The sequence below is a fragment of the Ruminococcus sp. OA3 genome (assembly GCF_022440845.1).
Classification (GTDB): domain Bacteria; phylum Bacillota; class Clostridia; order Lachnospirales; family Lachnospiraceae; genus Ruminococcus_G.
The window spans coordinates 1,965,962-1,985,184 of the sequence record NZ_JAKNTO010000001.1; the positions used below are offsets into that span (position 1 = coordinate 1,965,962).

Genomic DNA, 19,223 nt, shown 5'->3' on the forward strand with positions numbered 1-19,223 from the left:
TGGCGGTAGGTTAAGAATGAATGAAGATCATGAATTGCTGAAAAAACTGGACAGACTGCATACAACGAAACTGGGTGTGGTGAGAATAAAAAGAAATTTGTCTTTAGATACAGATGATGTGGTCGAATGGTGCAAAATAAAAATCAATTCTCCCAATGCTGTTATCACAAGAAACGGGAAAAACTGGTATGTGAGAACGGATGCCTGCATCATTACGGTAAATGCATATAGTTATACCATTATCACGGCACATGCTGCGAAATGAAAAGATACATCTTCTATTGACATTCTCCGGTCAAATGCTATAATCAGGAAAGAATAACATACAGTATTCAGCTAGGGGAGCCTTCGGGCTGAGAGAACCATATGTGTTGACCCTCACTACTTGATCCGGATCATGCCGGCGTAAGGAAGCAGTGTAATTATCAGTAGAACCCTCCTGAATTCTGTCTAAGGAGGTTTTTTTGATGTCATTTTTTGTTAAGGCTTCGGAGGATGGATATGCGCTCACGTCAGGGGGATACGCGGCTGTGGGGATATTGCTGGCGGCTTTGCTGATCCTGGCTTCGGTTATTGCTGGCAGAGGAAAAAGAAAACACATGAATGCACGGCAGCTGGTGTTCTGTGCCATGTCGGTTGCTCTGGCATCCGTGTTGTCCATGCTGAAGGTCTATGAATTTCCGTTCGGCGGTGCGGTCACGCTTTGCAGCATGCTGTTTATCTGCCTGCCGGGATATTTTTACGGTCTGGGGGCGGGTCTTTTAAGCGCGACAGCCTATGGCGTGCTGCAGTTTCTGCTGGGGCCGTATATTCTGTTTCCGATACAGATCATCGTCGACTATCTGCTTGCTTTCGGCGCATTTGGACTCTCCGGACTCTTTGCAAAGTCCAGGCGAGGGCTGCTGAAGGGGTACATCATCGGTATCCTGGGACGCTACGTATTCTCGGTTCTCTCCGGATGGCTGTTTTTCGGGGAATATGCGTGGGCAGGATGGGGGGCACTGTCGTACTCACTTGCATATAATGCAGCGTATATTTTTGCTGAGGGGATACTGACAATCGTGATTCTGATGATTCCGTCTGTCAGCAAAGCCCTGGCACGGGTAAAAGAGATGGCGATCAATTAATATAGAACTCAGAACTTTCCCTGTCCATACACTGCAGGTGTTTCTGACTTCGCTTATTCACCTCCAAAATCTGCCATGTCTTCTTTGAGGCAGAAATGATTCCTGTCAACAGACAATAATCCCTCTCTCTGCATTTTACTCAGTTCATTTGACATGGCACTGCGGTCCACGCTCAGATAGTCTGCAAGCTGCTGACGGTTAAACGGTATGGTAAATTCATAACACCCCTGACGGGCAGCCTGAAATGACAGATACGACATCAGCCTTCCCCGGATAGATTTCGATGATGTGTGGAAGATCCGCCGGGACAGGTTCAGATTTTTCTGAGCAGAGATGGTGAGCAGATTGCTGACCAGCCTGCTGTGGTGCTGGCAGGCATTGGGGCAGGTCTTCAGTACCCGCCCGATATTTAAAAATAAGATCTCAGACGCCTCGGTCGCTGTAACACTCACCATCAGAGGTTCGCCCGGAACACAGGCGTACGTCTCTGCAAAGACCTGACCTGGTCCCAGACTGTCCAGTACACTTTTATTCCCCCACAGATCATCATTTTCAATTTGCGCCCGACCTGACATGACGATGCCAAGAGACTGGACAATGTCACCGGCGTGATAGATTACTTCCCCTCTTTTAAACGTTTTCCGTTCACATCCCAGGCAGTTCAACATGATTTCAATTTCTTCAGGAGAATCCCCTCGGAACAGTAAAGTCTTTGATAAAAAAATATAATCCATTTTTTGCTCCTTTGTTGTTATAACAACATACTTGTTGGAATGATTCTATTATACTGTACCCATAAAGTCAAGAAAACAGACAGGAGGAAAACAAAAATGGTTCGAAGAATTATCCAGATAGATGAAGAAAAATGCAATGGATGCGGCCTGTGTGCAAATGCCTGTCATGAGGGTGCGATAGGGGTGACAGGCGGCAAGGCGAAGCTGCTGCGGGATGACTACTGTGACGGTCTGGGTGATTGTCTCCCCGCATGTCCAGTCGATGCGATTCATTTCGTAGAACGTGAAGCGGCCGACTATGACAGAGAGGCTGTCGCCGCCAATCAGAAGAAAAAAGCCGGACCGGTGCAGCCTGTGCCCGTGGCATCGTCCCAGCTGAGGCAATGGCCGGTGCAGATAAAGCTGGTGGCTGTAAATGCTCCTTTTCTCGAAGGGGCGGATCTGCTGATCGCTGCCGACTGCACGGCGTATGCTTATGGAAATTTCCATCAGGAGTTTATGCACGGCAGAGTGACACTGGTCGGATGTCCGAAACTGGACGACGGCGATTACAGTGAAAAGCTGACTCAGATCATCAGACAGAATCATATCAGGAGCGTGACGGTGGTCCGGATGGAAGTCCCCTGTTGCGCCGGTATTGAACATGCGGCGATGACAGCGCTTGAAAACAGCGGAAAACGTATTCCATGGCAGACAGTTACCATTTCTAAAAATGGGCGTGTCTTAGAATAAATTGCAATTATAGTAAAAGAAGAAGAGAGGAGATTCTACTATGAGTCAAAAAATGTTTTGTTTTCAGTGTGAACAAACAGCGGGATGTTCCGGCTGTACAGGAAATGCGGGTGTCTGCGGTAAATCTGCAGATACGGCGAAACTGCAGGATGAGCTCACTGGTGCGCTGATTGGCCTGGCCCGCGCCTGCGGCAACAACCCCAAAACAAAAAACACGGATCAGATCATCATCGATGGGTTGTTTGCGACACTTACCAATGTAAACTTCAATGATGAAACGATTAGAAACCTGATCGGACGTGTGAATGGTGAGAAAACAATCGTTGTGCCTGGATGCAGCGCATGCGGATCCCAGTGTGAAAATACGGAAAATTATGATATGTCTAAACTGTGGAATGACGATGAAGATATCCGTTCCCTGAAATCACTGATTCTGTTCGGTATCCGTGGTGTGGCTGCATACGCTTACCACGCAGCAGTTCTGGGTTACAAAGACGAAGCAGTCAATAACTTTTTTTATAAGGCGCTTTCCGCTATCTCAGAGGACTGGGGAATGGAAGAACTGCTTCCTGTTGTGATGGAAACAGGTAAGGTGAATTTAAGCTGCATGGAACTGCTTGACCGTGCAAATACAGAAACTTTTGGAACACCTGCTCCCGCCGAAGTGTCATTATCTGTAGAAAAAGGGCCGTTCATTGTGATCACCGGCCATGATCTTTATGATCTGAAGCTGCTGCTTGAGCAGACGGAGGGGAAAGGTATCAATGTATATACGCATGGTGAGATGCTGCCTGCTCATGCGTATCCCGAACTTAAGAAGTATTCTCATCTAAAAGGAAACTTCGGTACGGCATGGCAGAATCAGCAGAAAGAATTTTCAGATCTGCCTGCCCCGGTTCTGTTTACAACAAACTGCCTGATGCCGGTGAAAGACAGCTATGCCGACCGGGTGTTCACGACTGAGATGGTATCTTATCCGGAGATGGTTCACATCGGAGAAGATAAGGACTTTACTCCTGTGATTGAAAAGGCACTGGAACTGGGGGGATTTGCTGAAGATAAAGTGTTTACCGGTATCAACGGCGGAAAAACTGTCATGACTGGATTTGGCCATGGTACTGTGCTGGGAGTTGCTGATCAGGTGATCGAGGCGGTAAAAAGTGGTGCGATCAGGCATTTCTTCCTGGTGGGAGGCTGTGACGGAGCCCGTACAGGACGGAATTATTACACAGAGTTTGTGCGTCAGACCCCGTCTGATACGGTAGTGCTGACACTGGCATGCGGCAAGTACCGTTTCAACGATCTGGATCTCGGGACAATTGGCGGTCTGCCTCGCCTTATGGATATGGGGCAGTGCAATGACGCATACAGTGCGATCAAAGTAGCTGTCGCACTTGCGGAAGCATTTGATTGCGGAGTCAATGAACTTCCATTGTCTATGGTACTTTCATGGTATGAGCAGAAAGCAGTCTGTATTCTGCTGACACTGCTTCATCTGGGGATCAAGAACATCAAACTGGGTCCGACATTGCCGGCGTTTGTATCACCGAATGTATTGAACTTCCTTGTGGAGAATTATAATATTGCTCCGATTACGACACCGGAAAAAGATCTGGAAGAAATCCTTGCTTAAGAACAGAAGAACGATGATACAGAGGCATGGCATTAAGCCATGCCTCTTATACATTTGAAGGATGGTACCCGATATGGATTTTTTTGTAAATCCTCTTGACATCATATACCCCTATAGGTATAATGTGCATATACCCGTATGGGTATTGTGGAAGGGGGATGCTATGAAAAAATTAGAGGAACTATTGGAATGGGGAGGAACAAAAAAAGACATCACCTGTCTCTTGATTTCTGCCGCAGCATTGCTTGCAAGTCTCTTTGAGTTTCATCCGTTTACTTTTGATATGGCATGGGTCGCAGTTATCTTATGTGGCGTTCCCATTATTTTAGAAGCGGTGATCGGTCTTGTGAGCGCATTTGATATCAAGGCTGATGTCCTGGTTTCCATTGCGCTGGTGGCTTCGGTGATCATCGGGGAAGACTTCGCAGCAGGTGAGATTGCATTCATTATGCAGCTCGGAGCTCTGCTGGAGGATTTGACAGTAGCCAGAGCCCGTGCGGGAATTGAGAAACTTGTACATTTGACTCCCCGGACAGCCAGGAGGATACTGGGAACACAGGAAATTATAATACCGGCGGAAGAGGTGCAGGCTGGTGATATCCTGCGGGTACTGCCGGGTGAGACGATTCCGGTTGACGGCGTTATTAAAGCTGGACAGACTTCTGTCAATCAGGCGATTATGACCGGCGAATCACTGCCGGTAGACAAGGCAGCCGGTGACGAGGTTGCCAGCGGTACCGTCAATCAGTTTGGCTCTTTTGACATGGAGGCAACAAAAGCAGAAGAAGACAGTTCGATTCAGCGCATGATCCGGCTGGTCCAGTCGGCAGATGCGGGAAAGGCAAAGATTGTCGGGATCGCCGACCGCTTTGCGACCTGGATCGTGGTAATTGCACTGACTGCCGCGGCTCTTACCTGGATGATATCAGGTGAGTTGATCCGTGCAGTAACGATTCTTGTTGTTTTCTGCCCGTGTGCAATGGTGCTTGCAACGCCAACTGCGATCATGGCGGCTATCGGAAATGCTACACGGCACGGCTTTCTTGTACGGGAGGGAGACGCGTTGGAACGGCTCGCATCGGCAGGGTATATTACGTTTGATAAAACGGGGACACTGACATACGGGACACCTCAGGTAGTGGCAGTTCACAGTTTCAAAGAAGAACTCACGGAACATGAACTTTATACGTATGCGGCAACTGCTGAAATGCGTTCTGAGCATCCTCTGGGAAAAGCGATCGTACGCTGCTTTAAGGAAAATATAAAAGCGGAAATTCCAGAGCCTGAACAGTTCCAGATGCTTCCGGGACGCGGGGTAAAGGCAATGCAAAGCGGAAGACAAATTATTGCCGGAAACCTGGAATTACTTTCAGGAAGCCAGATTTTGATACCAGAGTCTGCGAAACATGAAATGAAACAGTATCTGGATGACGGATGTACTGTGACCATGCTTGCCGTCGACGAGGAGCTGGCAGGTTTTATTGCACTGGCGGACACACTGCGTGATAGTGCTGCGCGGACCATTCTGGGCGTGAAGCAGGCGGGAGTGACACCGGTTCTCCTGACCGGAGATAATGAAAATGCTGCAAGACACATCGGCGGCCAGCTGCATATCGATGAAATCAGGGCGAACTGCCTGCCGGAAGATAAGCTGATATGGATAGACAGTTATCAAAAACAGGAAAAGCAGGTGTGTATGATCGGGGATGGCATCAATGATGCGCCGGCTCTGAAAAAAGCATGTGTTGGAATCGCCATGGGCGGTGTGGGAAGTGACATCGCGGTGGATGCTGCTGATATCGTACTGGTCAATGATGATATCAGGGAGATCCCATATCTGTTTTATCTTGCAAAGCGGATGATGATCACGATTAAGTGTAATCTCACGTTTTCACTGATTCTGAACTTTATTGCAATTGTTCTGGCGATCAGCGGGATACTAAATCCGGTCGTCGGCGCGCTGGTGCACAATGCAGGTTCAGTGGTAGTCATTTTAAATTCAGCAGTTCTGCTGACATGGAAAAAAAGATGAAAGAGGAACCCCCCACGGGGCTTGTGGGGGACTCCTCTTTTTTGTAAGATAAAACAGAAAGCTGTCATATTTTGTAGAAGAGAGTGTGAAAAAGTATGTACATAAAGGAAAAAATTACCGATTACTGGAGCGACAGGGCCGAGAGCTACAGTCAGCAGAATCAGTTTCAGCTCACCAGCTGTTATGACAAATGGAAATCCCTGCTTTTGCAGTATGCACCCGACAGAAAGAATACAAAGATTCTGGATGTTGGCACGGGACCTGGATTTTTTGCGATCTTGCTCGCGAAGGAGGGATATCAGGTGACAGCGGTGGACCAGAATGCCGAGATGCTGCGGTGCGCCCAGGAAAATGCCAGACAGGCCGGAGTTGATATCTGTTTTCTGCAGACGGGGGATGAGCTTCCGTTCGCGGACGGCAGCATGGATATGATCGTTGCCAGGGATGTGACGTGGATGCAGCTGGAACCGGAAAAGGTGCTGGAATCCTGGTACCGGATATTGAAAAAGGACGGATGCCTGCTTTATTTTGATGCGGAGTGGTATGGTTATCTGAGAGATGAAAGACAGGCACAGGAGTATCGGTCATTTCGCCGGTATGTGAAAGAACAGTCCGGATTTGTATATGAAAAAGCGAATGAGATGGAACGCCTTGCGGCAGAATTTCCGCTTACATATCAGGAACGTCCGAAATGGGACGGAGAGTTCTGGAAATCACTGAATCCAAGACAGGTGTCCTGTAAGACGGAACTGAATCCGATCGTATATTCAGAGATCGAACAGCTGCAGTATGCAAAAACGCCGGAGTTCCTGGTATGTGTGCAGAAGTAGAAAAGGGCATACGATGAATAAGTGGAAAAATACAGGTAAGAAAGTGGTATCCAGTCTTCTGCAGACGATTCTGGTACTGATAGGCATTACATTTGTAACATTCCTGATACTGTACCTGGCTCCCGGTAACCCGGCTGAGATCTGGCTTACGGGAGGCGATGCCAATGTGGGGCAGATTTCTGAGGAGGCGATCAGAGAGCAGGAAGAAAAGATGGGGCTTGATAAGCCGTTTCTTGTACAGTATGGGACATGGCTGAGTAAGGTTTTTCAGGGGGATCTGGGCAAGTCCATGACGACGTCGGCACCGGTCGCCAAAGAACTGGCGAAACATATCATTCCGACACTGAGCCTGACGCTGGTGTCGCTTGTTTTAACTGTACTGATATCCGTTCCGCTGGGAATTTACTGTGCGGTTTACAAGGATCGGCTGCCGGACAATATTGTCCGGATGTTTTCATTTCTCGGAATATCCATGCCTTCCTTTTTTATCTCACTGATCCTGCTGTGGATTTTCTGCCTGAAGCTGCAGGTTTTTCCTGTCATAGCGTCGAATGACTGGAAGGGGATGGTCCTGCCGGCGGCGGTGCTGGTGATCCAATGTTCCTCCAAGCTGACACGGCAGGTGAGAGCGGTTGTCCTGGAACAGCTGAATCAGGACTACGTAAAAGGGGCGGTTGCCCGTGGTGTGGACGAAAGGACGATTTTATTTTCCCATGTGCTGAAAAATGCACTGGTTCCGATTTTGACGTGGTGCAGTATTTATTTTGGAATCATGCTGGGAGGAGCAGCCGTCATAGAAACGATATTTTCATGGGACGGCATCGGAAAGCTTGCCATTGAATCGGTGAGTCGGCTGGATTACTTTATGATCCAGGGATTTGTGTTATGGGTGGCTGTGATATTTTTACTCGTGAATTTTGCGGTGGATCTGCTCAGTACGGTCATTGACCCCAGGATAAAAGGAGGAGTACGATGAAAAGAAGGGAGAAAATCAGGCGGAATCCTGCTTCTTTTTATGTAATGGCAGTTTTGATCCTTCTTCTGTTTGTAATTGCGCTTGCGGCGCCCATACTTGCACCGAACGATCCGTATCACACAGAGTTAAGTGATGCACTGCAGGGGCCGAGCCGTAAGTATCCGCTGGGAACAGATCCTATGGGACGCTGTATGCTGTCTAGAATCCTATTTGGGGCGCGAATTTCTATTTTCAGCAGTTTGATTATTATTTGTATCGTATTTGTAATAGGCACGGGGATCGGTGTGATTTCCGGATATTCGGGAGGCATTGTAGATCGGATTCTGACTAAAATTATTACGATTATGCAGGCATTTCCAAAGTTTATTCTGGCGATTGCCATCGCAGGAGTCATGGGAATAGGCATCCGGAATACGATTCTTGCGTTATGCCTGGTTGAGTGGGCGGAATATGCCAGACTGGCCCGCAGCCTGACACTGGGCGTCAGGGGACGAACCTATATCCGGGCGGCAAGAGTATGCGGAGAGGGCAGGATGAAGATTATGGTCCGGCATATTATTCCCAATATTATCCCGCCGCTGATTGTCAACGCCAGCCTCGGTATTTCGGTCATGATCATGGAAGTGGCGGCCCTGTCATATCTGGGAGTCGGGGTGAAATCACCGATGGCGGAATGGGGTGCCATGATGAACACCGGCAAGGATTATATGCAGACAAATATCAGTCTCGTACTGATCCCGGGAGCAGCAATCTTTTTGACGGCGGTGCTGTTTAATCTTTTCGGAGACAAGCAGAGAGATATATTGGACCGTTCGACAAGAGTGTAATGAGATAGTTTACTGCGATGTAAGAAAGAACATGAGGAGAAGATGATGAAAAAAAGTACAGTGAGAGTATTGGCAGCAGTTATGGGTTTTATGATGTTGGCAGGATGCGGAAATTTTGCATCGGAAGATAAGAAAGAAGGGACAGACACAGTCGAAGAATCCCAGGATGCTAAAAGAGGGGACCGGGAGAGTGCAGTATTTGCAGATACCCAGTGTCCGACCAGCCTTGATCCTGCGGAGAGCTGGAACAGCTGGTATACGTCCAGATACGGAATCACAGAGACGCTGTATAAGCTGGATGAAAATCTGGAAGCGCAGCCTTTTCTTGCGCAGTCATGTGAAATGAAAGATGAGACCACCTGGGTGATCACACTCCGGGATGATGTAACGTATCAGAACGGAAAGCCTGTGACAGCCAAGTCCGTCAAAGCATGCTGGGAAAGGACAATGGATGTAAATGCCCGTATGAATGAACTGCTCTTCATTGATTCCATGACGGCGGATGGGCAGATTCTGACAGTCAGGACGTCGGAGCCAGTCCCGGCATTTGTAAACGGACTTTCGGAACCGTTGACTGGCATCTATGATGTCACCGAACCGGATACCATCGCACAGCAGCCGATTGGCACGGGACCTTTCAAAGCAGTGAGTTATGAAGTGAAGAAACAGGCGAAGGTAGTGCGATACGATGGGTACTGGGGTGGTGAACCAAAGCTTAAGGAAGTGACATTCAACGTGATCGCCGATACGAATTCACTGGCAATGGCGCAGCAGACGGGAGAGAATGATCTGTCAGTCAGCATTCCCGGGACGAGCCTGGAGCTGTTTTCCGATACGTCCAGGTATCATGTGGACGGCGTGCCTGGGTCACGGGGACAAGTCATTTTCATGAACTATGAAAATGAATTTCTCAAAGACATCAATGTCCGTAAGGCACTGAGCATGAGTATTGATAAAGAGAGCTATGCAAGTGTGTTAAATAAGGGAGCTTCTGTTCCAACAAAGGGACTGTATCCTGATTTTATGGCTTTCGGTGCGGATGACGGGGAAGGCTATGACTATGACCTGGAGGGGGCCGGGAAACTGCTGGATGAAGCCGGATACAGGGATACCGACGGGGACGGGATTCTGGAAAAAGACGGGAAACCGCTTTCTCTTCGGATCGTTACTTACAGTACCAAGGCGGAACTTGGCATGTACTGTGAAGAAATGGCGTCCAAACTGAAAGAAATCGGCATTGACCTGCAGGTGGAAATCTATGAGTCAGTTGCTGAACAGCAGGAGAATGGAGATTTTGATCTGATGATGATTAGCTTTACCATGACACCGACCGGCGATCCGCTGTATTTTGCAAATATTGCCTTTAAGACTGACGGAAGCAGCAATTATGGCCATTACTCAAATGCCGGGGTTGATGCTGTGATCGAACAGATGAACCGGGAATTTGATGCTGACAAACGGGTGGAGCTTGCAAAAGAAGTGCAGAGACTGATTCTTGAGGATGCGGGATACATTGTCGTGGGGCACTCTAAATATATCTATGTCATGGGAAGTTCTGTTAAAGGCCTTAAGACAAACCCCTCAGAATACTATCTGCTGGATGCCAACACAACAATTGAAGAATCATAAGAGGATTACTGCGTGCTATCATTAGAAAATCTATATGTTTCATATGGAGATGTTACGATCGTACAGGATGTCAGCCTGGAAGTGAAAAAGGGAGAGATCGTGGGAATCGTCGGAGAGAGCGGGAGCGGAAAAAGCACCGCTCTTGCGTCCGTTCTGCTCCTGGACCCGGCTGCATCGGTTACGGGCGGGAGCATCATCTTTGAGGGAAAAGATATAACAGTCATGGAAAAGAAGGAACTACGAACTGTCAGAGGAAATGATATCGCAATGATCTTTCAGAATGCGGCGATGTCTATGGATCCGATGAAGACGATCGGCCATCTGTTTTATGAGACTGTGCGCATGCACCATCCGGAAATGAAGAAGGATGCTTGTTTTGCGCAGGCTAAAAGCCTGATGGAGAGAATGCGGCTGCAGGATACCGGAAGGATACTGAAATCTTATCCTTTCGAGCTGTCGGGGGGAATGTGTCAGAGGATCGCGATTGCTGCTGCAATGATGAACCGCCCGAAACTGATCCTTGCGGATGAGCCCACCAGTGCCCTGGATGTGACGGCACAGGCAGAAGTGATCCGTCTGATGCGTCTTTTACGGGACGATTTCGGGACCTCCATGCTGGTCGTAACCCATAACATGGGCGTGGTCGCACAGCTGACCGACAGAGTAGCCGTGATGTACGGCGGTCGGATCATAGAATTGGGATCAACGGCTGAGGTTATTCAGAACCCTGCACATCCGTATACACAGTCACTGCTGAAGGCAGTTCCCAGGATGAACGGAGCGGTACCGAAAGGTATCGGGGGCGTGCCGCCGGAATTCGGAAAGGAAATAAAGGGCTGCATTTTCGCGGACAGATGCAGTCAGGCCAGGGCTTCCTGCCGGGAAACGATACCCGCGATGCAGAAGGCCTCTGAGACGCATTGGACGGCCTGCGCCGTCACGGAAGAGGGTATGTGATGAATCTACTGGAAGTAAAGGGACTAAAGAAGAGTTTTGTTGAGAAAAAAGCTGTTTTTCCGGCGGTGAAGGGGATAGATCTTACGATTGCTGAAGGCGAGTGCCTGGGACTGGTCGGAGAAAGCGGATGCGGAAAAAGCACGACCGCTTATATGGTTGCCCGTCTGATACGCGAGGATGAGGGCGAGATTTATTTCAACGGAAAAAAGCTAAATGCAGGAAGAAGGCTGACATGTGCCGGAAGGGATCTTCAGATGGTTTTTCAGTCGCCGAAGGATTCCTTTGATCCCAGGTATACAGTGCTTCAGTCGGTGATGATGGGGGCGGATTCCTATCACCTTTGGGGAAGAAAAGAGCTTGAAAAAAAGTCACTGGAGCTGATCGAATTTGTAGGACTGAAAACCGCGTATGCCGATGTTCCGGTTATGAATCTGAGCGGCGGCGAGTGTCAGAGGGCAGCCATTGCCCGGGCGCTGCTCTGTGATCCCAGGCTGATTATCTTCGATGAGGCGACCAGTGCCCTGGATGTCTCATTACAGGCGCAGGTGATACAGCTGCTACGTCGTTTAAAACGGGAAAGGAACGTTTCGTTTCTGTTTATTACTCATGATCTGGCATTGACTGCATCAATCTGTGATCGCATAGCAGTAATGTATGCCGGGAGAATTGTAGAAGTGGGCGGCACAAAAGAGATTCTGGATCAACCGGTACATCCTTATACCAGGCAGTTGCTTGCATCTGTGCTGCCAGTCACTGCGGATGGTTCTTATCGGTTTCCAGTGATGGAACGGCTGCGGGAAACTGAGGCATCAGGATGTGAGTATTATGATTTCTGCAACATAGCGGCAGATATATGTGCGAAAAAGGTGCCGGGGCCCAGGGAATATCGGGGGAGAGAGATGAGATGCCATTGTCTATAGGATCCAATTTCCGGATAATCCTCTGCTAATCTAAGAAACGCCAGAGACATTTAACGACAAAGTCTCTGGCGTATTTAAATTTTCAGATACTGAGTGTGGACGGTGCATTGGGATCTGTAGACTGCCGAATCGCCAGCTTTGGCTTGAAAACCGTCTGGGTGTCAGCTGAATTCGGATGATTGATCTTATGAAGCAATGCATTGACGGCAGCCTCAGCCATAGCCTCGACAGGCTGTTCTCCTGGAGCGCCTGAAAAACCGGAAGTCATAGACCTCCTACAGAGAAGGTGTAAGATAAGATAGAAAATTGTTTGAGTAAACATGTGGTGGACCGATTGGTCATAGCGATGTATTGCGTTTGCGGGTACAGCTGCAAAAGGAGATGAAGAACGATTTAGAACTCAAAGTGTTTATTGCAGGGCGGTATAGCTAAATGCTATGCCGTCTTATTTTTTTCAAAACAATAAAATATACGCTTTTGCAGATCAGTTAAATTCAATGTATAGAAAATTTTACTCAGATTTTACACGGCTATGCCTATGAAATTTACCTGAATCGTATAAAATGAAAATTGATACTGGGGTCACTGCGAGTGATCCTGGAAAAACGATAAGAGAAAATAAGGAGAAAAGTATGGATTTATTTGATGTATTGACAATGGTCGGGGGACTTGCATTATTCCTGTATGGCATGTCTCTTCTGGGGGACGGCCTTTCAAAAGCGTCAGGCGGAAGAATGGAAAAAATCCTGGAGAAGCTGACGTCAAATCCTATTAAGGCGGTTCTGCTCGGAGCAGGTGTGACAGCGGTTATCCAGTCGTCATCAGCTACAACGGTAATGGTCGTGGGATTTGTAAACTCTGGTATTATGAAGCTTTCACAGGCGGTCGGAATTATCATGGGTGCTAATATCGGTACGACTGTCACGTCCTGGATCTTAAGTCTTACCGGAATTGAAAGCGGCAATTTTTTTATTCAGCTGTTAAAGCCTACTTCATTTTCACCGATCATGGCAGTCATCGGTGTAGCTATTTTCATGTTCTCAAAGAGTGAGAAGAAGAAAAATATTGCGATGATACTGGTAGGATTTGCTATTCTGATGTTTGGGATGGATACGATGAGTTCTGCGGTCAAACCGCTTGCGGATGTTCCGGAATTTACGAACATACTGCTGATGTTCTCGAATCCGGTTCTGGGTGTTGTCGCCGGTGCGGTTCTGACGGCAGTCATTCAAAGCTCGTCGGCATCGATCGGTATCCTGCAGGCATTGTGTGTGACTGGTTCAGTGACATACGGTGCGGCACTTCCTATTATCATGGGACAGAATATCGGTACCTGTGTTACAGCGATGATCTCCGGTATTGGAGCGAGTAAAAATGCAAGAAGAGCGGCTCTTGTTCATCTTTACTTTAATATTATAGGAACCGTGATCTTCATGGCGGCATTTTATATTTTGAATGCAGTCGTAGGTTTTGCATTCCTGGGCGATGCGGCCAGCCCGGCAGGCATTGCCGTGATACACAGTATTTTCAACATATCTGCGACAGCTGTCCTCTTGCCATTTTCAAAGAGGCTGGAGAAACTGGCTTATCTCACAATCAAAGCGGATGAGGAAACCGAACTTCCAGCAGAAGAGACGGCAGATCTTCAGTTTCTGGATGCCAGATTCCTCGATCAGCCGGCATTTGCGATCGGTCAGTGTAAAACGGTTGCCATTCATATGGCTGAAATGGCACAGAAGGGCCTTTACACAGCGATGACTTTGATCAATAATTATCAGAAGGAAAAGGCAGACATGGTGGTCGCACTGGAAAACAATGTGGACCACTATGAGGACCAGCTGGGAACGTATCTCGTAAAACTCAGCAGCCGTGACCTGTCACAGAAAGACAGTCATACGTTGTCGCTGCTGCTTCACTGTATTGGAGATTTTGAGAGAATCTCAGATCATGCGGTGAATATCATGGAAGCGGCAAAAGAGATGCATGAGAAGGAACTGTTCTTTTCTGAGAAGGCAGAGCATGAGCTGAATATCTATATGAATGCCGTCTGTGAGATCGTGGATACTGCGATTCAGGTATTCAGAGCAGAGGACCAGGAGATGGCGGAAAATATTGAGCCGCTTGAGGAAGTCATTGACGGCATGCAGGAAGAGCTGAAAAAGCGTCACATCAAACGCCTCCGAAAAGGCACCTGTACGATAGAGATGGGGTTTGTGCTGGCGGATCTCACGACGAACTTTGAGCGTGTGGCGGACCATTGTTCAAATGTTGGTGTCTGTCTTCTTGAATTACAGGATGACGGAATGGATGTACATGAATACCTGGACGTACTGCGTCAGTCAGAGGACGAAAATTTCAAAAAACAGGTTGTACAGTTTGCAAAAAAATATGCTTTGCCGTAAAATAGATGGATACAGAGAACGGAGGTAACGAATGGCAGCAATATATATTGTGGAAGATGATCTGAATATTCGGGAAATAGAGACGTTTGCGCTGAAGAATGTCGGATATGATGTGGAGGATTTTGACTGTGCAAAGACCTTTTATGAGCGGCTGCAGCACAGGACTCCGACCTTGATAATACTCGATATTATGCTGCCGGATGAGGACGGACTTACGATTCTTAAGAATCTTCGGTCGCGTTCGGAGACCAGGAAAATTCCCATTATCATGGTGACCGCCAAGACGACGGAGATAGACAAAGTCAAAGGTCTGGATATGGGAGCCGATGATTATATGACGAAGCCGTTTGGTGTCATGGAACTGATCTCACGGGTGAAAGCCCTGCTGCGCCGCAGTATGGATGCGGAGGAGGAAAAATTCCTGTCCATGGGTAACCTCTTCCTCGACAATGAGCGCCGCATGGTGTTCGTGGATGATGAACCGTGTGATCTGACATATAAGGAGTATGAGCTGCTAAAGCTCCTGCTGATGAATGCCGGAATCGTAACACCGAGAGATACGATCCTGGACAGGGTATGGGGAACAGACTTTGAAGGAGAATCCAGAACACTGGATATGCACATTAAAACATTGCGGCAGAAACTGAAGACGGCAGGAAAATTTATCAAAACAGTGAGAAATGTCGGCTACATTATGAGCAATGAGCAATGAGTGAGGGGGCAGATATTGAAAAAGAAGATTCATGTCCAGTTTATAGGGATTGCTGCAATTGCCGTCATAGCAACACTGATTTTATCGGTAGCAGTCTTTTATGACCTGTTTCAAAAACAGGTGCTGGAAGATCTCAAATCTTATGCGAATGTAATGAAGGGTATTATGACACAGCAGGAAATCGATAAGGAGGCAGTCGCATACGAGATCGATGATATGCGTGTTACCCTGATCAACCCGGATGGCTCAGTGGAGTTTGACAGCAATGCAAATACCCATGTGATGGAAAATCATCGAGGAAGACCGGAAGTTACCGAGGCTTTTGAAGATGGGATCGGTGAGGCGATACGTAAATCGGAGACTCTTGATAAAAATACATTTTATTATGCGGTAAAACTTAAGACCGGACAGGTGCTTCGGGTGGCCAAGGAGGCGGGAAGTATCTGGAGTATTTTCTGGAGCGCGCTTCCTGTGATCGCGATGATTGCCCTGCTGATCTTTGCCATCTGTGTGGTTCTTGCCCGTGTCCTGACAAAAAGCCTGGTGAGACCGATCGAGCAGATGGCGGATGATATAGAAAACATGGATGAGATCAAAACGTATCCTGAGCTGACGCCGTTTATCGCCATGATACATAGCCAGCATAAAGATATCATGAAAAATGCAAAGATGCGCCAGGAATTCACGGCTAATGTTTCACATGAGCTGAAAACACCGCTGACTTCGATCTCCGGATACTCGGAATTGATTGAGACCGGGATGGCATCCGAAGAAGACGTAAGACGTTTCGCGAGGGAGATTCACCGCAATTCATCACGGCTTTTGACTCTGATTGATGATATCATCCGGCTGTCGGAGCTGGATGTCGAGGATATGAGTGTCGCATTTACCATGGTAAATCTCTATCAGCTGGCAGAGGCGTGTATCAGTATGCTGCAGCTGAATGCGAAGCAGCATGATGTCACTCTGAAACTGGAGGGCGGTCCGTGTACGATCTGTGCCAACCGCCAGATGCTGGATGAACTGATCTATAATCTGTGTGACAATGCCATCCGATATAACAATCCCGGCGGGAGTGTGGTTGTCAGACTGAAAAAAGATGTGGAAGAGACGATGCTGTCTGTTAAGGATACCGGAATCGGAATTCCGATACAGCATCAGGAACGGGTTTTTGAGAGGTTTTACCGCGTTGATAAGAGCCGTTCGAAATCTACAGGAGGGACAGGACTCGGGCTTGCCATTGTCAAACATATTGTGGCTCAGCATCATGCGCGGATGGAACTGGACAGTGAATATGGAGCCGGAACGGAGATACGCGTATATTTTCCAAATAAACAGGAGCCTGACTGGAAAAAGACATGATGAAAGAGATCTGTTGTTTTGGCCTCTTGATGTTAATGTGAAAATAAGTACGGAAAATTAAAAAGTGTTTTTTGAAATGCGCCCCCTGCGGCAGACAGTTATCTGCCGCAGGGGGCGCATTTTCAGATTTTATCATTTGAATGAAGAATATGCTTTGCCGCCATTAAGTTTTACACCATTTGCAGCGGCAAGTTCGTTGACTGTCACCAGATCGTATCCCAGAGATTTGAGCGTTGGAATCAAAACTTCGGCCGCCTCCACTGAGGTTCTGTGGATATCATGCATCAGTACGATATCTCCCGCCTGTACGCTGTTCAGCACTGTTTCAACAGTCGTCTGTACATCTTTGGTCTTCCAGTCCAGTGTGTCGATAGACCACAGGATCAGCGGCTGCCCAATGATTTTTGCGGTTTCTTCGTCATAATTTCCACCCGGCGGGCGTACCGCCCACGATGGGTCTTTCCCTGTGATCTCCCGGATCTTTTTGGCAGTCGAGGTGATCTGCTCCCTGGCATCCTTTTTCTCCAGCGAAGTCAGTGACGAGTGATCGTAGGAGTGGTTTCCTACCTGGCATTTCATATCAAACATCCGCTTGACGGTATCTCCGTAACCGTCCACCTGATTGCCAAGAAGGAAGAAAGTGGCGGATGCACCGTTAGCACTCAGGCAGTCGAGCAGCCGATCTGTATATGCACCGGGACCGTCATCGAAAGTAAGAGCGATCTTTGTTCCGGCAGCAACCTTTCCGGCATCCGGGTTATAACGTCCGTTACTGTTAAAGTAGTAGGCTTTCTGATTGTCCACAAGCCAACCTGTGCGCATCTTCCCGTCGCTGTTCAGGTAATAAGTACCATCAGCCAGTTCCAGCCATCCGGTCTGCATATCTCCATCTGTGCTGAAATAATACCAGGCGTCCCCTGTATCCAGCCATCCGGTCCTCATCGATCCTGCCTCTTCGAAGAAGTAAGTTTTGTCGTTGATAGTCTGCCATCCGTTTACCATGGCGCCGTCGCTTCCCAGATAGTACCATACGCCGCTGTCCATGAGCCATCCGGTCTGCATGACTCCCTCTTCATTCAAAAAGTAATATTTGTCATTTTCGATGAGCCATCCGGTATGACGGGTACCATCCTCGTCGATATAATAGTACTGATCGTCGGTCAGGATCCATCCTGTCGAGAGACTTCCGCTGTCATCAAAATGGTATTTCGTACCATCGATTGTATACCATCCGGTCACCATGGCGCCGTTATCATCCAGATAATAATGCTTGCCCTGATCTTCCAGCCATCCGGTTTCACGTTCTCCGGCATAGTCAAGGTAATACCAGGTATCGCTCTGTTCGATCCACCCCGTTTTCATGTAACCGTCTTTGTCAAAGAAATAAGAGTTCCCGTCGATGGAGAACCAGGTATCTTTGACAGGTGTTCCGGTGTTTTCAATATACTGCCAGCCTTTTTCATCGAGTTCCCAGTGGGAGAGCGGCTTGTCTGAACCTTCAGAAGGAGTTGGCTCCCATTTGGCGAGGGCAATCTCTTCCTGCACATATGCCATAATCTCCCGGCCGAACAGCAGGCAGGTTACAATGAAAAGAATTCCGATAAAAATGGCTGTTATCTTCAGCTTTTTCATAAAAAACTCCCCTTAATCATATTTTCCCATGTCTATATGATAAGCGGATTCGACATAATTTGCAAGAAAAATCCTGAATGCAGAATACTACAGATGCTGGTAATAAAAGATAGCCAGCTGTGTCCGGTCTCTCAGTGACAGCTTCTCCAGTATCAGACTGAGGTAGTTTCTTACAGTACCTTCGCTCAGAAACAGGTACTCTGCAATCTCTTTGTTGCTTTTTCCGTCTGCTACCAGTTTAATGACCTCAAACTCACGGCTGTTGATGTTATGAGCTTCATAGTCAAAATCTGAGGAGGTCTGGAGAAGATCGGGTATTTTTGCGGTGATCGTATCACCGAATACGGTCTGACCGGTATGTACTGACTTTATGGCAGGAATGATGCTCTGGTAATCCTGCTTGAGCAGATAACCCTTGACACCAGCCCTCAGGGCTTTGACAATATATTCATCGTCGGAAAACGTAGTCAGCAGCAGAATTTTAGCCCCGGGATGTTTTGAAAGGATCTGTACTGCACCGTCCAGACCGTCTGTATTTTGCATCCGGATATCCATCAGCAGTACGTCCGGACGAAATTCTTCATATAGGGGAAGTGCCTCAGCGCCGTCGGTTCCTGTGGCTGTGACTCTTATTTCCGGATCAGTCTCCAGTATATTTTTTAAAGCGCCGGAGACGAGGCAGTCATCGTCAATGATCACAATATTCATGTTCTTGTCC

At 47.8% G+C, this 19,223-nt stretch carries 18 protein-coding genes and 1 riboswitch; of the genes, 14 read left to right on the forward strand and 4 right to left on the reverse strand.

What is annotated here, in order from left to right; translation table 11 throughout:
- Positions 1-16: 16 nt before the first annotated feature.
- Positions 17-265: a DUF3781 domain-containing protein gene (locus tag MCG98_RS08925; RefSeq protein WP_240301653.1), complete on the forward strand. Its 249-nt coding sequence runs from the start codon at positions 17-19 to the stop codon at positions 263-265.
- A 63-nt stretch (positions 266-328) separates the two neighbouring features.
- Positions 329-429: riboswitch (TPP riboswitch) on the forward strand.
- A gap of 38 nt (positions 430-467) precedes the next feature.
- Positions 468-1,127 (forward strand): energy-coupled thiamine transporter ThiT, encoded by a 660-nt coding sequence (locus MCG98_RS08930; RefSeq protein ID WP_240301654.1) that lies wholly within the window; start codon positions 468-470, stop codon positions 1,125-1,127.
- A gap of 53 nt (positions 1,128-1,180) precedes the next feature.
- Here MCG98_RS08930 and MCG98_RS08935 read toward each other — a convergent pair whose 3' ends face one another.
- On the reverse strand, positions 1,181-1,861 hold the full coding sequence (locus MCG98_RS08935) for a Crp/Fnr family transcriptional regulator (RefSeq protein ID WP_240301655.1): 681 nt from the start codon (positions 1,859-1,861) through the stop codon (positions 1,181-1,183).
- 96 nt (positions 1,862-1,957) lie between these two features.
- Between MCG98_RS08935 and MCG98_RS08940 the strand changes: the two genes are divergently transcribed.
- From MCG98_RS08940 to MCG98_RS08980, 9 genes are all read left to right on the forward strand, one after another.
- The gene (locus MCG98_RS08940) at positions 1,958-2,593 is read left to right on the forward strand and encodes a 4Fe-4S binding protein (protein WP_240301656.1); all 636 of its coding nucleotides are present in this window, start codon (positions 1,958-1,960) and stop codon (positions 2,591-2,593) included.
- Positions 2,594-2,633: 40 nt separating this feature from the next.
- On the forward strand, positions 2,634-4,226 hold the full coding sequence (gene hcp / locus MCG98_RS08945) for a hydroxylamine reductase (protein WP_240301657.1): 1,593 nt from the start codon (positions 2,634-2,636) through the stop codon (positions 4,224-4,226).
- A gap of 163 nt (positions 4,227-4,389) precedes the next feature.
- A complete protein-coding gene (locus MCG98_RS08950) occupies positions 4,390-6,258 on the forward strand; it encodes a cation-translocating P-type ATPase (RefSeq protein WP_240301658.1) in 1,869 nt (622 codons plus the stop codon).
- Positions 6,259-6,353: 95 nt separating this feature from the next.
- Positions 6,354-7,088: a class I SAM-dependent methyltransferase gene (locus MCG98_RS08955; protein WP_028527423.1), complete on the forward strand. Its 735-nt coding sequence runs from the start codon at positions 6,354-6,356 to the stop codon at positions 7,086-7,088.
- Positions 7,089-7,101: 13 nt separating this feature from the next.
- Complete coding sequence (locus MCG98_RS08960) at positions 7,102-8,064, forward strand: ABC transporter permease (RefSeq protein WP_240301659.1); 963 nt, start codon at positions 7,102-7,104, stop codon at positions 8,062-8,064.
- Positions 8,061-8,891, forward strand: a complete 831-nt coding sequence (locus MCG98_RS08965) for an ABC transporter permease (protein WP_240301660.1) — start codon at positions 8,061-8,063, stop codon at positions 8,889-8,891. The genes MCG98_RS08960 and MCG98_RS08965 overlap by 4 nt, the downstream gene beginning before the upstream one ends.
- Positions 8,892-8,936: 45 nt before the next feature.
- Entirely contained in the window at positions 8,937-10,520 is a 1,584-nt protein-coding gene (locus tag MCG98_RS08970; protein ID WP_240301661.1) for an ABC transporter substrate-binding protein, read from the forward strand.
- 12 nt (positions 10,521-10,532) lie between these two features.
- Positions 10,533-11,477, forward strand: coding sequence for an ABC transporter ATP-binding protein (locus MCG98_RS08975; protein ID WP_240301662.1), 945 nt, complete (start codon positions 10,533-10,535; stop codon positions 11,475-11,477).
- Complete coding sequence (locus MCG98_RS08980) at positions 11,477-12,397, forward strand: ABC transporter ATP-binding protein (protein ID WP_240301663.1); 921 nt, start codon at positions 11,477-11,479, stop codon at positions 12,395-12,397. The genes MCG98_RS08975 and MCG98_RS08980 overlap by 1 nt, the downstream gene beginning before the upstream one ends.
- 82 nt (positions 12,398-12,479) lie before the next feature.
- Here the strand turns inward: MCG98_RS08980 and MCG98_RS08985 are convergent, their stop codons facing one another.
- On the reverse strand, positions 12,480-12,665 hold the full coding sequence (locus tag MCG98_RS08985) for a hypothetical protein (protein ID WP_240301664.1): 186 nt from the start codon (positions 12,663-12,665) through the stop codon (positions 12,480-12,482).
- 364 nt (positions 12,666-13,029) lie between these two features.
- Here MCG98_RS08985 and MCG98_RS08990 point away from each other — a divergent pair, with 364 nt between their 5' ends.
- Genes MCG98_RS08990 through MCG98_RS09000 form a run of 3 tightly spaced genes read left to right on the forward strand, consistent with a single transcriptional unit; the run spans position 13,030 to position 16,873 of the window.
- Complete coding sequence (locus MCG98_RS08990) at positions 13,030-14,799, forward strand: Na/Pi cotransporter family protein (RefSeq protein WP_240301665.1); 1,770 nt, start codon at positions 13,030-13,032, stop codon at positions 14,797-14,799.
- Positions 14,800-14,830: 31 nt separating this feature from the next.
- Complete coding sequence (locus MCG98_RS08995) at positions 14,831-15,511, forward strand: response regulator transcription factor (protein ID WP_240301666.1); 681 nt, start codon at positions 14,831-14,833, stop codon at positions 15,509-15,511.
- A 15-nt stretch (positions 15,512-15,526) separates the two neighbouring features.
- Positions 15,527-16,873 carry an ATP-binding protein gene (locus MCG98_RS09000; protein ID WP_240301667.1) on the forward strand — a complete coding sequence of 449 codons (1,347 nt, stop codon included), beginning with the start codon at positions 15,527-15,529 and terminating at the stop codon, positions 16,871-16,873.
- 132 nt (positions 16,874-17,005) lie between these two features.
- Here the strand turns inward: MCG98_RS09000 and MCG98_RS09005 are convergent, their stop codons facing one another.
- Both MCG98_RS09005 and MCG98_RS09010 read right to left on the reverse strand, forming a co-directional pair.
- Positions 17,006-18,505: a polysaccharide deacetylase family protein gene (locus MCG98_RS09005; RefSeq protein WP_240301668.1), complete on the reverse strand. Its 1,500-nt coding sequence runs from the start codon at positions 18,503-18,505 to the stop codon at positions 17,006-17,008.
- Positions 18,506-18,592: 87 nt separating this feature from the next.
- Positions 18,593-19,213: a response regulator transcription factor gene (locus MCG98_RS09010; protein WP_240301669.1), complete on the reverse strand. Its 621-nt coding sequence runs from the start codon at positions 19,211-19,213 to the stop codon at positions 18,593-18,595.
- Between the last annotated feature and the right edge of the window lie 10 nt (positions 19,214-19,223).

Excerpts from the sequence above, each read along its gene's own strand:
- MCG98_RS08925 (WP_240301653.1), top strand. The coding sequence starts at position 17 with ATGAATGAAGATCATGAATTGCTGAAAAAACTGGACAGACTGCATACA.
- MCG98_RS08930 (WP_240301654.1), top strand. The coding sequence starts at position 468 with ATGTCATTTTTTGTTAAGGCTTCGGAGGATGGATATGCGCTCACGTCA.
- MCG98_RS08935 (WP_240301655.1), bottom strand. The coding sequence starts at position 1,861 with ATGGATTATATTTTTTTATCAAAGACTTTACTGTTCCGAGGGGATTCT.
- MCG98_RS08940 (WP_240301656.1), top strand. The coding sequence starts at position 1,958 with ATGGTTCGAAGAATTATCCAGATAGATGAAGAAAAATGCAATGGATGC.
- hcp (WP_240301657.1), top strand. The coding sequence starts at position 2,634 with ATGAGTCAAAAAATGTTTTGTTTTCAGTGTGAACAAACAGCGGGATGT.
- MCG98_RS08950 (WP_240301658.1), top strand. The coding sequence starts at position 4,390 with ATGAAAAAATTAGAGGAACTATTGGAATGGGGAGGAACAAAAAAAGAC.
- MCG98_RS08955 (WP_028527423.1), top strand. The coding sequence starts at position 6,354 with ATGTACATAAAGGAAAAAATTACCGATTACTGGAGCGACAGGGCCGAG.
- MCG98_RS08960 (WP_240301659.1), top strand. The coding sequence starts at position 7,102 with ATGAATAAGTGGAAAAATACAGGTAAGAAAGTGGTATCCAGTCTTCTG.
- MCG98_RS08965 (WP_240301660.1), top strand. The coding sequence starts at position 8,061 with ATGAAAAGAAGGGAGAAAATCAGGCGGAATCCTGCTTCTTTTTATGTA.
- MCG98_RS08970 (WP_240301661.1), top strand. The coding sequence starts at position 8,937 with ATGAAAAAAAGTACAGTGAGAGTATTGGCAGCAGTTATGGGTTTTATG.
- MCG98_RS08980 (WP_240301663.1), top strand. The coding sequence starts at position 11,477 with ATGAATCTACTGGAAGTAAAGGGACTAAAGAAGAGTTTTGTTGAGAAA.
- MCG98_RS08985 (WP_240301664.1), bottom strand. The coding sequence starts at position 12,665 with ATGACTTCCGGTTTTTCAGGCGCTCCAGGAGAACAGCCTGTCGAGGCT.
- MCG98_RS08990 (WP_240301665.1), top strand. The coding sequence starts at position 13,030 with ATGGATTTATTTGATGTATTGACAATGGTCGGGGGACTTGCATTATTC.
- MCG98_RS08995 (WP_240301666.1), top strand. The coding sequence starts at position 14,831 with ATGGCAGCAATATATATTGTGGAAGATGATCTGAATATTCGGGAAATA.
- MCG98_RS09005 (WP_240301668.1), bottom strand. The coding sequence starts at position 18,505 with ATGAAAAAGCTGAAGATAACAGCCATTTTTATCGGAATTCTTTTCATT.
- MCG98_RS09010 (WP_240301669.1), bottom strand. The coding sequence starts at position 19,213 with ATGAATATTGTGATCATTGACGATGACTGCCTCGTCTCCGGCGCTTTA.